This is a genomic window from Streptomyces sp. 3MP-14 (genome assembly GCF_006334905.2).
GTDB lineage: Bacteria > Actinomycetota > Actinomycetes > Streptomycetales > Streptomycetaceae > Streptomyces > Streptomyces triticirhizae.
The window spans coordinates 1-14,699 of record NZ_VDLZ02000017.1 but is presented as its reverse complement, the minus strand read 5'-3'; the positions used below and the strand labels follow the sequence as shown (position 1 = coordinate 14,699).

Here is a 14,699-nt window from a genome sequence, read left to right as displayed (position 1 = left end):
TCCCAGTCATAGAAAACGATTACTATCATGGTCCTGGCCCGCCTGGGCAGACCGCCCGAGAGAGGAACGCCACCGATGAGAGTGGGCCCCCCTGCGCTTCTCCCCGACTGCGATGCGCGTCTGGCTGCGTGCCCGGTGAGCGCCGAGCCTCCGCCCCCGCCGCACCGGAGCGTGCGGTGGGGCCACGCCGCCCTGCGGGCCGAGTTCGTCGCGGCGGCCGACGGCTCGCTGCGGGCCGTCCGCCTCGGCCCGCCGGGCACGCCGCCCCGGCCGCCCGAACAGGCCACGCCCGTCGTCGAGTTGCTGGCCCTCGGGCACGGCAGCAACTGGTCGGGGCGGCGCGCGATCGAGACGACCGTGGGCGGCCGGCTGCGCCTGCGGGCCCACGCCGCCGAGCGGGAAGGGCCCTGGCACCGCCTGCGGCTGAGCCTGGCCGACCCGGTCAGCGGCCTGGCCGCCGACCTCGTCCTCTCCTCCCCCGACGGCCTGCCCGTGGTCCGCGCCGAGGTCGAGGTCACCAACGAGGGCGCCGCGCCGGTGACCCTGCTGGCCGTCACCTCGCTGACGCTCGGCGGGCTACCCTCGCCCCGGGCGCTGACGCTGCACCGGGCGGACAACGACTGGCTGGCCGAGTGCCGTTGGCGGGCCGAGCCGCTGGGCGAGCGGCTGCCCGACCTCGGGCGACGGCTGCACGAGCGGGACAGCCGGGGGCGGTTCGGCCTGAGCGGGGCCGGCAGTTGGTCGACGGACGGCCAGCTGCCGATGGGCGCGTTGACCGAAGACGAAGGCCAACGGTGCTGGCTGTGGCAGGTGGAGACCTCGACGGGCGGCTGGTCCTGGGAGGTCGGCGAGCGGGAGGAGGGCACCTATCTGGCGCTGTCCGGTCCCGGCGACGCCGAGCACCAGTGGCGCCAACACCTGCCGCCCGGCGGCTCGTTCACCACCGAACCCGCCACGCTCGTGGTCACCGGGGACGGCCTGGACGCGGCGTTCGCCGCGCTGACCCGCTACCGCAGGCTGGTCCGCCGCCCGCACCCCGACCACGGCCAACTGCCGGTCGTCTTCAACGACTTCATGAACACGTTGATGGGCGACCCGACGACGGAGCGGCTGCTGCCGCTGGTGGACGCGGCGGGCGCGGTCGGCGCGGAGTACTTCGTGATCGACGCCGGCTGGTATGACGACGACGCCGACGGCTGGTGGGACAGCGTCGGCGCCTGGCAGCCGGCCGCCAGCCGCTTCCCCGGCGAGCGCGGCATCCACCAGGTGCTGGACCGCATCCGCGAGCGCGGCATGGTCCCCGGCCTGTGGCTGGAACCCGAAGTCGTGGGCGTCCGCAGCCCGTTGGCGGCCCTGCTGCCCGACGAGGCGTTCTTCCAACGCGACGGCATCCGCGTCCGCGAGCACGGCCGCTACCACCTCGACCTACGCCACCCGGCAGCCGTCCGACACCTCGACGAGACCGTCGACCGCCTCGTCACCGACTGGGGCGTCGGCTACCTCAAACTGGACTACAACATCAGCGTCCCACCCGGCACCGACCGCGGCCGCCGGGAGGCCCCCGGCGCCGGACTCCTCGGCCACACCCGCGCCTACCAGCGGTGGCTGGAATCCGTCCTGGACCGCCACCCGGGGCTGGTGATCGAGAACTGCGCCTCCGGCGGGATGCGGATGGACGGCGCCATGCTGCGGATCACCCAACTCCAGTCCACCAGCGACCAGCAGGACTTCCGCCGCTACCCGCCGATCGCCGCCGCCGCGCCGACGGCGGTCCCCCCCGGAGCAGGGGGCGGTCTGGGCCTATGTCCAGCCGGAGTTCACCGCCGAGGAGAACGCGTTCGTCCTCGCGGGGGCGCTGCTCGGGCGGGTTCACCTCTCCGGCCACATCGACCGGATGTCCCGGGAGCAACGGGCCCTGGTGCGCCGCTCGTTGGCGACCTACCGGGCGATCCGCGCCGAGGTGGCCGAGGGAACGCCCTTCTGGCCGCTGGGACTTCCCGCCTGGACCGACCCCTGGCTGGCACTGGGCCTGCGAACCCCGGGCTCGACCCTGGTCACGGTCTGGCGCCGGGACGCCGAGGAGCCTCGGGTCACGCTGCCCGTGCGGGCGCTGCGCGGGCGCTCCGCCAGGGTCGAGGTGCTGTTCGCCGCCGAAGCGGCGCGGGTCGCGGCCGACTGGGACCCCGCCGCCGGCCTGCTCTCCGTGGGCCTCCCCGCGCCCACCACGGCCGCGCTGCTGCGCGTGACGGACGAGGGCCCCGCGCCCCACCGCTGAGCGCCCCCTCCGGTGGGCCGGACACCTCCGGTGGGCCGGACACCTCCGGTGGGCCGGGCCAACGAGCGCGCAGCGCGCCACCGCCGCCCGTTCACCCCCGCCAACGAACGCCCCACCAGCGGCCGTCCGGCCGACTCCCCCGCCAACGAGCCCCCCGCCACCGGCCGTCCGGCCGCACCACCAACCCACCTTTCGCCACCGGCCGTTGAGCCACCGCCGCCCGTCGGCCCAACGCCCCCACCACCGGCGGGCCAGCCGCACCACCAACGAGTCCCCGCCGCCGCCCGTTCACCCCCGCCAATGATCTCCCCACCACCGGCGGCCCGCCCACACCACCAACGAGCCCCCCGCCACCGGCCGTTCACCCGCCGCCGGCCGCCGGCCACGCCCGTCCGGCCGCACCACCAACCCGCCCCCGCCGCCACCGGCCGTTCACACGCCGCCGGCCGCAGGCCGTCCGCCCCACCCAAGGTCGCCGCCCCCTCCCGAGGCCGGCCGCCAGGCCAAAACCGTGATCGTTCACGCACACCCCTTGACCCGCGCCCCACCCGCTCCCTAACCTGCGGCTGAAGAGCCGGCATTCTGCCTGTACACAGCGCCACTTGCCGCCGCAGCACCGTTCCGTGCGGCCAGCGCAGCGCGTCTCGTGCACGTTCACGCAACCCGCCTCGTGGCCGCCCCGTTCCGGCCGTGGCGGCGGCTTCCCGACGATCGGAGTACCACGCCATGACTCAGCTCTCACGTCGCCGCTTCCTCGGTGGGGTCGGCACGGCCCTCGGCGGGATCGCGCTCGCCGGACCGCTGTCGGCCTGCGGGGGCGGCGGTGGCGGGGCGGCGCGCAGTGACGCGCCGTTCGACATCCCGACCTTCCGGGAGCCGCCGCGCCCCGCCCTGGAGCCGGCGTTCGTCGCCGAGCACGAGGCGATGTGCGACGTCTACGTCGGCCAGCCGGCCGAATACCGGGCCACCTACGAGGGCAGGCCGCTGTCCGGCGGCGAGATATCGACGTTCCAGTTCACCTGGGGCAACCCGCCCACCGACGTCTCCGGCGACCCGTACTGGCGGGAGTTGAACGACCGGCTGGGCGGGACGATCAGGACCACCTTCGTGCCGGCCGCCCAGTACGGCGACAAGCTGGCGACCACGCTGGCCTCGGGCAACGTCCCCGACCTGGTGTTCGTCGACGACAACAGCCCGGTCGCGCTCCAGGCCATCCGCGACGGCACGTTCGCCGACCTGAGCGAGACGCTCTCCGGCGACAACGTGCTGGAGTGGCCGAACCTGGCGGCCCGGCGCGAGGCGGTGTGGCGCTCCTCGCTGCGCGACGGGCGGATCGTGACCGTGCCGAGCCCGGTGCACCCGCTGTCGTTCTTCCCGCTGATCCGGCTGGACATCGTGGAGCGGATCGGCGGCAACCCCGCCCCGGGCGACGCCGAGGAGCTGTTCGCGCTGCTGGCCGAGGCCGCCTCCGTGCGCGAGGCGCACGGCCTGCCGGTGCACGGCATCGCGCTCTACGACGACGCGCTCCAGACCACGGTGGAGGCGATGTACCGGGTCGGCTGCGACTGGCAGTTGACCGACGCGGGCGGGTTCGTCCACAAGGTCGAGACGGAGGCGTACCGGGAGTCGCTGGCGTTCCTGGCCCGCTGTTGGGAGGCCGACGTCTTCAACCCGGACGCGCTCGGCGGGACCAAGCCCGAGGGCCCGGCGGCCAACGCGGTCTTCCACCCCACCGCCTGGTCCGACTCGGTGGGCGGCGGCGGCCTGCACACCGCAGAGACCGACACGGAGGGCGTGCGGCTCGACTTCCTCGACCTGAAGGGCTTCGACGGCGGCGAGTGCCGGTGGGAGCGGAACCTGCCGCACGGCCGGTCGATCGCCGTCTCCTCCCGGGCGGCCGGCGACGCCGACCGGCTGCGGGAGATCCTGAACGTCCTCGACTACCTCAGCGCGCCCTGGGGCAGCGAGGAGCGGCTCTTCGTCGACTCCGGCATCGAGGGCACGCACTGGGAGATGCGCGACGGGCTGGTCACCCCGACCGAGCCGCCCAGCACCCAGTACACCTGGGTCAGCGCGGGCGACCCGGTCTACACCCTGGCGCCGCAGTCCGAGCCGTGGGCGGAGAGCTTCTTCCGGGTGGCCTCGCGCGCGGCCGAGCAGTCGGTGCCCAAGGACACGGTCGGGCTGACCTCGCCGACCCTGGCGAGCAAGGGCACCCAGCTGAACGCGGCGCTGCTCGACCAGCAGAACGCCGTGGTCTCGGGGCGCGCCTCGCTGACGGACTTCGACGACTTCGTCGACTCCTGGCTGGGCCAGGGCGGCGAGCAGATCCGCCGCGAGTACGACGAGGCGCGGCAGGCGCGGGGCTGAGATGGCGACCGAGCAGAGGGCGCCCGCCCTCGAAGGGGAGGCGCCCCGCGAGCCGGCCGCGGTCGGGACCGTTCGGCGCCGGTCCACGCTGTGGTCCCGGATCAGGCGGGAGCGCGTCTCCTACACCTTCATCCTGCCGGGTTTCGCGTTCTTCGTCCTGTTCGTCTACGTCCCGCTGTTGGGGAACGTGGTGGCGTTCATGGACTTCTCGCCGTTCCTGGGGCTGGCGGAGTCGCCGTGGGTGGGTCTGGACAACTTCCGTGCGCTGCTGGACGATCCGGAGCTGCGCGACGCGGTGGTCAACACCCTCGCGATCTCGTTCCTGTTGATCGTCTTCGCGTTCCCGGCGCCGATCGCGCTGGCGCTGCTGCTCAACAGCCTGCTGTCGGAGCGGATCAAGCGGACCGTGCAGACGGTCGTCTATCTGCCGCACTTCCTGTCCTGGGTGATCGTCATCTCGCTGTGCCAGCAGCTGCTGGGCGGCAACGGCTTCGTCGCCGCGCTGGTCGAGGAGTTCGGCGGGGAGCCGTTCAACGCGATGACCAACCCGGACACGTTCAAGGCGCTGGTGGTCTCGCAGTCGATCTGGAAGGACGTCGGCTGGGGCACCATCATCTTCTTCGCCGCGATCGCCGCCGTGCCGCGCGACCTCTACGAGGCGGCGGCCGTGGACGGGGCGAGCGCCTGGCGGCGGACCTGGCACATCACGCTGCCGGCGCTGCTGCCGGTGACCACGCTGCTGCTGATCCTCCAGATCGGCAACGTGCTGACCGTCGGCTTCGAGCAACTGCTGCTCCAGCAGCCGGCGGTGGGCGCCGAGGCGGCGCAGGTCATCGACACCTTCGTCTACTACCGGGGCGTGGCCGGCGGGCAGTGGGGCGTCTCGGCGGCGGCCGGGCTGCTCAAGGGGGTCATCGCGACCGTGCTGATCATCGGGGCCAACCGCGTGGCCAAGCGTCTCGGAGGGAGTGGGATCTTCTGATGGCCCACACGATCGTCGACAAGGCCACACCACCCAGCGCCGGCGGGCCCGCGCCCGGCCGGCGGCGGCCGGGGGACGACCTGCCGCCGTGGATGCGGAAGACCTCGCGGCCGGTCTCCGCGCTCAAGGCCGTGGTCATCACCGGCATCTGCCTGGTGATGCTCTATCCGATCGTCTATGTGATCGTGATGAGCCTGGCCTCGCCCCGGCAGGCCCGGCAGGGGGTGCTGTTCCCGACCGAGTTCAGCCTGGACGCCTATCGGGCCATCTTCTCGGGCGGGGTGGTCACCCAGGGCCTGTGGGTGTCGTTCCTGGTGACGGCGACCGGCACCATCCTGTCGCTGGCGATGACCTCGACGCTGGCCTGGGGGCTGACGCGGACCCGGCAGGTGCCGGGCGCGCGGGTGGTGTTGGTGCTCGTGCTGGCCAGCATGTTCTTCGGGGCCGGGATCATCCCCAACTATCTGCTGATCAAGCAGCTGGGGCTGTTGGACTCGCTGTGGTCGCTGATCCTGCCGGGCATGATCTCGGCGTTCAACCTGGTGGTGATGCGGAACTTCTTCATGGAGCTGCCGCGCGAGCTGATGGAGTCGGCCCGGATCGACGGGGCCGGCGAGTGGCGGATCTTCCTGCGGATCGTGCTGCCGCTCTCCCGGCCGATCATGGCGGTGATGGGGCTGTTCTACGCGGTCGGCTACTGGAACTCGTACTTCAACGCCCTGCTGTACATCAACGATCCGGAGAAGTGGCCGATCCAGGTGGTGCTCCAGCAGTACGTGATCGCCGCGTCGCCGATCCCGGGAATGACGCCGAACCCGGACGCGCCGCCGCCGCCGGCGATCACCCTCCAGATGGCGATCATCGTCGCCGCGACGCTGCCGATCCTCCTCGTCTACCCGTTTGTGCAGCGGTACTTCACCTCGGGCGTCCTGACCGGCGCCATCAAGGGCTGACGGCCGGTCCGCCGTTCCCCTGACGGCCGCCGCGCCGTGCCCGGACGGCCGGTTCGCCGCGCCCGGACGACCGGTTCGCCATCCCCCGACCGAAGGAGATCTCGTCCCCATGACACCCCCCGCCCCCCTGCCCGAAGCGAGTCCGGAGTGGGAAGGGGCCGGCTATGTGACCTCGTTCGCGCCGAGCGCCGGCACGCTGCCGCCCCGGGCCGCGCCGCGCGGCGACGCCCCGGCCCTCGACCTGGACGGGGCCTGGGCCTTCCGGCTGGTGCCGGGGCTGGCCGACCTGACGCCCGGCTTCCAGGACCCGGCCTTCGACGACACGGACTGGGACCGGCTGCCGGTGCCGTCCTGCTGGCAGCTGGCCGGCCTGCGCTCGCCCGAGGGCGAGCTGCTGGAGCGGAGCAAGGCCCGCTACGGGCTGCCCGCCTACACCAACCAGGTCTATCCGTTCCCCGTCGAGCCGCCGCACGTCCCGGACGAGAACCCGACGGGCGAGTACCGGCGGACGTTCGAACTCCCGCCGGAGATGGTCGGGTTCGCCGGCCGGCTGGTGCTGCGGTTCGAGGGCGTGGACTCCGCGTTCGCGCTCTGGTGCAACGGGCGACCGGTCGGCTGGGCCACCGGCAGCCGGCTGCCCAGCGAGTTCGACGTCACCGACGCGCTGGTGCCGGGCCGGAACGTGCTGGCGGTGCGGGTGCACCAGTGGTCGGCCGGCAGCTATCTGGAGGACCAGGACATGTGGTGGGTCTCCGGGATCTTCCGCTCGGTCGCCCTGCTGGCCCGGCCGGCCGGCGGCATCACCGACCTGTTCGTGCGCGCCGGCTACGACCACCGCACCGGCCGGGGCACGCTCCGGGTGGAGACGCCGCAGCCGGCCCGGCTGTCCATCCCCGAACTCGGCGTGACGGCCGACACCAACGAGGAGCTGACGCTGCCGGCCGTCGAGCCGTGGAGCGCCGAGTCGCCCCGGCTCTACGCGGCGACCGTCTGGACCGACAGCGAACGGGTCGCGGTCCGCGTCGGATTCCGCACCGTGACGGTCGAGAACGGGCTGATCCTGGTCAACGGGCGGAACATTCGCTTCCGTGGCGTCAACCGGCACGAGTGGCACCCGGACACCGGCCGCACCCTGGACGAGGCGACGCTCCGCGCCGACGTGCTACTGATGAAACGCCACCACATCAACGCGGTGCGCACCAGCCACTACCCGCCCGACCCCCGATTCCTCGACCTGTGCGACGAGTTGGGGCTGTGGGTGATCGACGAGTGCGACCTGGAGACCCACGGCTTCCTGCTGACCGGCTGGCGCGGCAACCCGGCCACCGACCCGCGCTGGCGGGACGCGCTGCTGGACCGGATGCGGCGCACCGTGGAGCGCGACAAGAACCACCCCAGCGTCGTGATGTGGTCCCTGGGCAACGAGAGCGGCTCGGGCGCCAACCTGCGGGCGATGGCCGAGTGGACCAGGGCCCGCGACCCGGAGCGGCTGCTGCACTACGAGGGCGACCCCGAGCACGGGTACGCCGACGTCTACAGCCAGATGTACACCCACCCCGACGAGCTGGAGCGGATCGGCCGGCGGGCCGAGGAACCCACCGACGAGGCGGCCTCGGACGCGCACCGCCGCCAACTGCCGTTCCTCCTGTGCGAGTACGCGCACGCGATGGGCAACGGGCCCGGCGGGCTGAGCGCGTACGAGGAGCTGTTCGACCGCCACCCCCGGCTGCACGGCGGCTTCGTGTGGGAGTGGCTGGACCACGGCATCCGGCAGCGGGCCGACGGGGGTCCCGGCCGGGGCGGGGAGTTCTTCGCCTACGGCGGCGACTTCGACGAGGTGCTGCACGACGGGAACTTCGTCGCCGACGGGCTGCTCTTCCCGGACCGGACGCCCTCGCCCGGGCTGGTCGAGTACGCGAAGGTGATCGAGCCGCTGCGGCTGACCGTCGCCGGCGACGGGGTCAACGGCCTGACCCTGACCGTGCGCAGCCGCTACGACCATGTCTCGACCGGGCACCTCGCCTACCGCTGGGCGGTGGCGGCGGACGGGGTGCCGCGCGCGGCCGGCCGGCTCGCGGTGCCGGAGATCGCGCCCGGCGCGAGCGCCTCGGTTGACCTGCTGGGGGCGTGCGCCGGGGCGCTGCGGCAGGCGATGCCGCCGGGCGCCGAGGTCTGGCTGACGGTCAGCGCGCGGCTGGCCGATGACCGGCCGTGGGCGCCGGCCGGGCACGAGGTGGCGTGGGCGCAGCACCGGCTGACCGGCTGCGAACGGCCGGCCGCGCCCCGGCCGGCCTCCGCGTTCGCCGGCCCGCCGGTGGTGGCCGGCGCGCGGGGCTTCGCGCTGGGCGCGGCCCGCTTCGACCGCTCGGGCACGCTGGTCGCGCTCGGCGAACTCCCGCTGGTCGGGCCCCGGTTGGACGTCTGGCGGGCGCCGACGGACAACGACGCGGCGCCGCACGGGGACGACGCGGCCGGCGGCTGGCGGGCGCTCGGCCTGAACCGGACCGTCAGCCGGCTGGTGGCGGTGGAGCGCGCGGACGACGCGCTGGTGGTGACCACCAGGACGGGCGCGGCCGCCGGCGAGGCCGGGCTGGTGACCACCCTGACCTGGCGGGCCGGGGAGCGGGGCGCGCTCGAACTGGAGGCGGAGGTGGTGCCCGAGGGACGCTTCGCGCGGGACCTGTTCGCGGTGGCCCAGGGGCGGGGCCGGGGGCGGCCGGTGCCGCTGCCCCGACTGGGGCTGCGGCTCGGCCTGCCGGCGACGCTGACCGAGGTCGGCTGGTTCGGCCTGGGCCCTGGCGAGGCGTATCCGGACTCCCAACGGGCCGCGCGGGTGGGCGCGTTCACCTCCTCGGTGGCCGACCTCCAGACGCCGTATCTGATGCCGCAGGAGAACGGCGCGCGCCGCGCGGTGCGGCGAGCGCGGATCACCGACGCGGCGGGGCGCGGGCTGGCGGTGGCGGGGCATCCCACGTTCCTGCTGACGGTCAGGCCGTGGACCAGCGAGGCCCTGGCCGCCGCCCGGCACCCCACCGACCTGGTGCCGGACGAGCATCTGTGGGTGAACCTGGACCTGGCCCACCATGGCCTGGGCAGCCAGTCCTGCGGCCCGGGGGTGCTGCCCGCGCACCGGCTGCACGCGGGCCGGGCGGCGTTCGCCCTCACGCTGAGGGCGCTGGACGCGGCACCCGACGGAGAGGGGTAGCGGGCCGGGGTGCCCGCTTCCGCGTGCGGCGCGAAGCGGGCACCCCGGCGCGGCTCAGCCGGCGTCGCCCACCACCGCGACCTCGACTCCGCGCAGCCGCGCCCGTTCCGCGATGATCTCGATCCTCGCGATCCGGTCGTCGTCGGTGACCGTGAAGGCGAGGACCAGTCGCAGCCGCCCCCGGGGCGCCATCGCCAGCCCCACCGTCCCGTCGAGCAGCGCGAGGCCCGTGAACCGGGCGCGTCCCGTCGCCGCCATCGCGCCCTCCGCCACGGCGCGGGCCCCGCTGACGGAGATGGGCTCGGGGGTGGGGACGACCATCCGGTCGGCGCTCAGCACCACGCCGGGGTGGAGCAACGCGACCAGCGCCTCGAAGTCGCCGGCCCGGGTCGCCGCCAGGAACGCCTCGACGACCCGGTGTTGGCGGCCCGGGTCAGGCGCGGTCGCCGGGGTGGCGTTGCCCCTGGCCCGGCGCCGGGCGCGGCTGGCGAGCTGGCGCGCCGCGGCGGGGGTGCGCTCCAGCATCGGACCGATCTCGTCGAAGGGCACCTGGAACATGTCGTGCAGCACGAAGGCCAGCCGCTCCGGCGGGGTCAGCGTGTCCAGGACCACGAGCATGGCCACGCCCACCGCGTCGGCGAGCAGCGCCTCCTCCTCCGGGTCGGTGACGTCCTCCCGGGCGCGGGTCGGCTCGGGAAGGTAGGCGTCGAGGGGTTCCTCCCGGCGGTTGTCCCGCGAGCGCAGCATGTTCAGGCAGAGCCGGGAGACCACCGTGGTGAGCCAGGCACCAAGGTTCTCGACGTCGCTCGGGTCGGAGCGGTCGAGGCGCAGCCACGCCTCCTGGACCGCGTCGTCGGCCTCGCTCAGCGAGCCGAGCATCCGGTAGGCGACCGCCCGCAGCCGAGGGCGTTCCTCCTCGAAACGCGAGATCAGCGATGCGTTCTCGGTCATCCGTCACATTCCTCGGTCCGGGCGGGTCGTCAGGGTGGACAAGGAAAACCTAGGCGCCCGGCGGGATTCTCGACTCACCGGGGGCCGGAACTTGGGAGCGGTCATGACGACATCAACGATCCTGGTCACCGGTGGTACGGGAACGCTCGGCGGCCACGTTCTCCCCCTGCTGGCCGAGGCCGGCCGCACCGTGCGGGTCCTCAGCCGGACGCGGCGGGAGAACGGGAACGGCGTCGCGTATGTCGCGTGCGACCTCCTCAGGGGGGAGGGCATCGACACCGCGCTGGAGGGCGTGGAGACGGTGCTGCACCTGGCGGGCGGGCCCAGGGGCGACGACGTGGCGACCCGGAACCTGGTGGCGGCCGCCCGGCGGGCCGGGACCGTCCGGCACCTGGTCCTGGTCTCGGTGGTCGGCGCGGACAGCGTGCCGCTCGGCTACTTCCGGGCCAAGCACGAAGCGGAGCGGGCGGTCGCGGCCTCGGGCATCCCGTTCACCACGCTGCGGGCCGCCCAGTTCCACGACCTGGCGCTGAAGGTGGTCGAGAAGACGGCCAGGATGCCGGTGGTGCCGTCGCCCGGCGGGCTGCGCTGGCAGCCGGTCGACGCGCGGGAAGTCGCCGCGCGTCTGGTGGAGTTGGCGCTGGGCGAGCCGGCGGGCCGGGTGCCCGACCTGGTCGGTCCCCGCGTGTACTCGCTGGGCGAGTTGACGCGCGGCTACCTCGGGGCGCGCGGCAGGCGGCGGCGTCCCCTGCTGCCGGTGCGGATGCCGGGAAAGGTCGGGAGGGCCTACCGGGCCGGGGACAACCTCGCCCGCGAAGGAGCCACCGTGGGCACGCGGAGCTGGGAGGACTTCCTGGCCGAGCGCGTCGCCTAGGCCGTGCCCGGACGCGTCGCGGGGCCCGGACGACACGTCCGCCGCCGGCAGGGCTCAGCGGCGCTGCGGGTGGGGGGTGAGGAGTTGGTCGACCGGCGCGAAGTCGTCGGTCAGCACGCGGGCATCGCCGATCCACTCCGAAAGCACGGCGCCCTCGACGACCCGCCAGCCGCTGCCGCGCTCGGTGACCCGTTCCGCCCACGCCTCGGCGTCGAACGGGGCGTCGGAGGCCGTGGCGACGAAGTTGCCGCCGCCCTGCCCCTCGAAGGCACCCGGTCGCCCCGCCACCGCCACATGCTCGAACTCCGCCCGCAACGTGCGCACCGCCGCCCGGACGAAGGCGAGTTCGCCGTGGTCGATCATGTTGACGGTGTAGAGGCCGCCGGGGCGCAGCACCCGCCCGACGTCGGCCAGCGCCTCGCGGGTGGTGAGGTGCCAGGGCACGCTGACGCCTCCGAACGCGTCGCCGACGACCAGGTCGCGGGAGTCGTCGGCGAGCCGGCGCAGCCCCAACCGGGCGTCCTCCACCCGCACCTGAAGACGTTCTCCGGTCGCCACGCCCAGTCGTTCCCGGTCGATCTCGATCACTCCGGGGTCGATCTCGGAGACCACGCTGGTGGAGCCGGGGCGCACCGTGTCCAGATAGGTCGGCACGGACAGCCCGCCGGCGCCGAGGTGGTAGGCGTCCAGCGCCTCGCCCGCCGGATAGGCGGTGTCGACCAGCGAGGCGATCGCCTGGACGTAGGCGAACTCCAGGTGCTCGGGGTCGTCGAGGTCGACATAGGAGTGGCGCAGACCGTCCAGGACGAGGGTCCGGCCGCCCTCCCGTTCCGGGTCCGCCTCGACGGCGGCGCAGTGGTAGCGCGTCTCCACATCGCACCCGCTGGGGACCGCCGCTCCCCCGGCGACGCTGCCGCCGACGGCCACCCCCGCCAGCAGTGCCCGCCGCCCGCGCCGCCAGTCCCGCGTCGAGGCGTCGACGAGAACACCCGCCAGCAGCAGGACAACGCCGAGGCCGATCAGGATCACGCTGACCGGGACGACCGAGACCAGCACGAACCCGGTCAGCACCGTGCCGGCGATGCCGCCGGCCGTCCCGATGCCCGACAGCCGGCCCACCACGGTGCCGGTCACCTCCAGGTCGACCAGCAGCAGCTTGGTGACCATCGGCGTGACGGCCGTGAGCAGCGCGGCCGGCACGAACAGGCAGCAGCCGCCGACGAACAGCGCCATCGCGCCGTCCGCCGCGCCGGCCAGCCGCACCACGCTCGGCGTCAACGCCACCGCCACCCCGGACAGCGCCAGCAGCGGCCCGAGGGTCCGGCGCGGTGCCATCACGTCGGCGGCCCGCCCGCCGGCCCACGCCCCCAGGGCGATCGCCGTCAGGGCGATGCCGATCACCATGGTGTTCATCTCCAGGGTGAGCCCGACATAGGGCGCCAGCAGCCGCAGCGCGACCAGCTCGACGACGAGCACCGCCGCCGAGGAGCCGAACACCAACACCGCACCGGTGCGCGGACCGATCCCCGGCACGGGCGCCGCCCCGCCGCCGGCGACGCCGTCGCCCGTTCCGCCCTCAGCGCCGCCGGCGCCCGAGGCGCGCTCGTCGCTGGCCGTACCTGACGCGTGCACACTCATATCGACCTCACGATCGGATGCGAACTCCAGCGGCGCCCAGGGGACCTGCCACGAAGGTGTGCGACGACCGCGACGGGGGCGACCCCCACCACGGCCCGGTGAACGCCCGCCCGAGCCGACCGCGTTCCTCATCCTGTCAGGAACCGCGACCACGTCGCGCCGCCTCATCGGGCCAGCCCGACATCCCGCGCCCCCGTCCGTTCAGCACGCCCGACCGGCGCGGTGATCCGCTGCGCGGCGGGTCCGAAGATCTACACCCCACCGGGCGACGAGCAGGAGCGCGGCGCGCCACCGGAGCACCGCATGGCGTGCCCGGCGATGCCGGAGAACACCAACGCCCGCCGAGAAGACCGAAACGACGAGGAAGACCGTACTCCTGAACGAGTCCTACACCCTCTCCAACGGCGTTCGGCTCCCCAGGCTGGGTCTGGGCACCTGGTTCATCGACGACGACAAGGCCGCCCAGGCCGTGCGGGACGCCGTCGCGATCGGGTACCGCAACATCGACACCGCGCAGCATCTCCGACCAGGACATGTCCACGCTGCGGAACATGCGCGCCCAGGAGTACGGCGAGCACAGCGCCTTCCCCGTCTACAGCGGGAAGTAACGCGCCGAGGCGCCCCGGGGCGGGCGACCCACGGCGTCCAGGGGCCATCGCGCCAACCGGGAGCGTCCCCGTGCACGAAGTCTCGCGTTGACGGGGACAGCTCCCAGCCGGGGCCACGTTCACCGCTCCGGACCGACACCGCCGATCAACCGACGCGGAACTGACGCGGACTAGACCTCCGTCAGCCTGAACTGCTGCCAGGCCGCGTCCGTGCAGGTGTACTGGATCAGCCCCGTGCCGTCGGCGGTGGACTCGTCGGCGACGTCCAGGCACCTGCCACTGTTCCGGGCCACGAGGGTCACGTATCCGTCGCCGGCGTCGGTCAGCTGCCACTGCTGTTCGGCCCCGCCACCACAGGTCGCCTGCACCACGGCGGTGCCGTCCGCGTCGGAGCCGTCGGCGACAGCCAGACACAGGGAGCTGTGCCTGGCGACGAGTTGAACGTGGCCGTCAGCGGCCTCGCGGGCCCAGAAGCGCTGATTGTTCCCGCTGTTGCATTCCCACTGGACCGCCTGCTGTCCGACGCTCTGGGACCGGTCGGGGACATCGACGCACTTGTCGGAGTGCCGGGCGCTCAACGTCTGGTACGGCCCGCCGCTTCCTTCCACGCTCCCGGCGCTGGTGTCGATGGTCAGTTGGGGGGCCCAGTTCAGATCGATGCTGGTGTCACTGGGAAAGGTGATCGGGAGCCACACGTAGCGGGAGTCGTTGACCGTCCCGCCGGAGGCGTTGCCCCACCGGTCGCCGAGGTAGAGGTAGGAGGTGGCCTCGGTGCCCTGGATCGGCAGCACGAAGGTGGTCTGGGAGTCGAAGCCGGTGGCGTCGCCGACGTTGCGCATCTGG

At 73.7% G+C, this 14,699-nt stretch carries 9 protein-coding genes and 1 pseudogene; 7 read left to right on the top strand and 3 right to left on the bottom strand.

What is annotated here, in order from left to right; translation table 11 throughout:
- Positions 1–135 precede the first annotated feature (135 nt).
- The 5 genes from FH609_RS25075 (at position 136) to FH609_RS25055 (ending at position 9,785) form a co-directional block, all read left to right on the top strand.
- Entirely contained in the window at positions 136–2,484 is a 2,349-nt protein-coding gene (locus tag FH609_RS25075; RefSeq protein WP_319789621.1) for an alpha-galactosidase, read from the top strand.
- Between the two features lie 517 nt (positions 2,485–3,001).
- On the top strand, positions 3,002–4,645 hold the full coding sequence (locus FH609_RS25070; RefSeq protein ID WP_139671746.1) for a hypothetical protein: 1,644 nt from the start codon (positions 3,002–3,004) through the stop codon (positions 4,643–4,645).
- 1 nt (position 4,646) lies between these two features.
- Positions 4,647–5,627, top strand: coding sequence for an ABC transporter permease (locus tag FH609_RS25065; protein ID WP_139671743.1), 981 nt, complete (start codon positions 4,647–4,649; stop codon positions 5,625–5,627).
- A complete protein-coding gene (locus FH609_RS25060) occupies positions 5,627–6,580 on the top strand; it encodes a carbohydrate ABC transporter permease (protein ID WP_139671740.1) in 954 nt (317 codons plus the stop codon). The genes FH609_RS25065 and FH609_RS25060 overlap by 1 nt, the downstream gene beginning before the upstream one ends.
- Before the next feature lie 109 nt (positions 6,581–6,689).
- On the top strand, positions 6,690–9,785 hold the full coding sequence (locus FH609_RS25055) for a glycoside hydrolase family 2 TIM barrel-domain containing protein (protein ID WP_139671737.1): 3,096 nt from the start codon (positions 6,690–6,692) through the stop codon (positions 9,783–9,785).
- 54 nt (positions 9,786–9,839) lie between these two features.
- On the opposite strand, the gene FH609_RS25050 is transcribed toward FH609_RS25055, so the two are convergent.
- Complete coding sequence (locus FH609_RS25050; protein WP_139671735.1) at positions 9,840–10,736, bottom strand: sigma-70 family RNA polymerase sigma factor; 897 nt, start codon at positions 10,734–10,736, stop codon at positions 9,840–9,842.
- A gap of 103 nt (positions 10,737–10,839) precedes the next feature.
- Here FH609_RS25050 and FH609_RS25045 point away from each other — a divergent pair, with 103 nt between their 5' ends.
- Positions 10,840–11,610 (top strand): SDR family oxidoreductase, encoded by a 771-nt coding sequence (locus FH609_RS25045; RefSeq protein ID WP_139671732.1) that lies wholly within the window; start codon positions 10,840–10,842, stop codon positions 11,608–11,610.
- Between the two features lie 54 nt (positions 11,611–11,664).
- Here FH609_RS25045 and FH609_RS25040 read toward each other — a convergent pair whose 3' ends face one another.
- Entirely contained in the window at positions 11,665–13,248 is a 1,584-nt protein-coding gene (locus tag FH609_RS25040) for a fused MFS/spermidine synthase (RefSeq protein ID WP_193318032.1), read from the bottom strand.
- 376 nt (positions 13,249–13,624) lie between these two features.
- Between FH609_RS25040 and FH609_RS31895 the strand changes: the two are divergent.
- Positions 13,625–13,765, top strand: a pseudogene (locus tag FH609_RS31895) (aldo/keto reductase); the annotation flags it as partial.
- A gap of 261 nt (positions 13,766–14,026) precedes the next feature.
- Here the strand turns inward: FH609_RS31895 and FH609_RS25030 are convergent.
- A partial coding sequence (locus FH609_RS25030; protein ID WP_193318031.1) for an RICIN domain-containing protein occupies positions 14,027–14,699 on the bottom strand: 673 nt, incomplete at its 5' end.

Excerpts from the sequence above, each read along its gene's own strand:
- FH609_RS25070 (WP_139671746.1), top strand. The coding sequence starts at position 3,002 with ATGACTCAGCTCTCACGTCGCCGCTTCCTCGGTGGGGTCGGCACGGCC.
- FH609_RS25060 (WP_139671740.1), top strand. The coding sequence starts at position 5,627 with ATGGCCCACACGATCGTCGACAAGGCCACACCACCCAGCGCCGGCGGG.
- FH609_RS25040 (WP_193318032.1), bottom strand. The coding sequence starts at position 13,248 with ATGAGTGTGCACGCGTCAGGTACGGCCAGCGACGAGCGCGCCTCGGGC.
- FH609_RS25065 (WP_139671743.1), top strand. The coding sequence starts at position 4,647 with ATGGCGACCGAGCAGAGGGCGCCCGCCCTCGAAGGGGAGGCGCCCCGC.
- FH609_RS25050 (WP_139671735.1), bottom strand. The coding sequence starts at position 10,736 with ATGACCGAGAACGCATCGCTGATCTCGCGTTTCGAGGAGGAACGCCCT.
- FH609_RS25055 (WP_139671737.1), top strand. The coding sequence starts at position 6,690 with ATGACACCCCCCGCCCCCCTGCCCGAAGCGAGTCCGGAGTGGGAAGGG.
- FH609_RS25045 (WP_139671732.1), top strand. The coding sequence starts at position 10,840 with ATGACGACATCAACGATCCTGGTCACCGGTGGTACGGGAACGCTCGGC.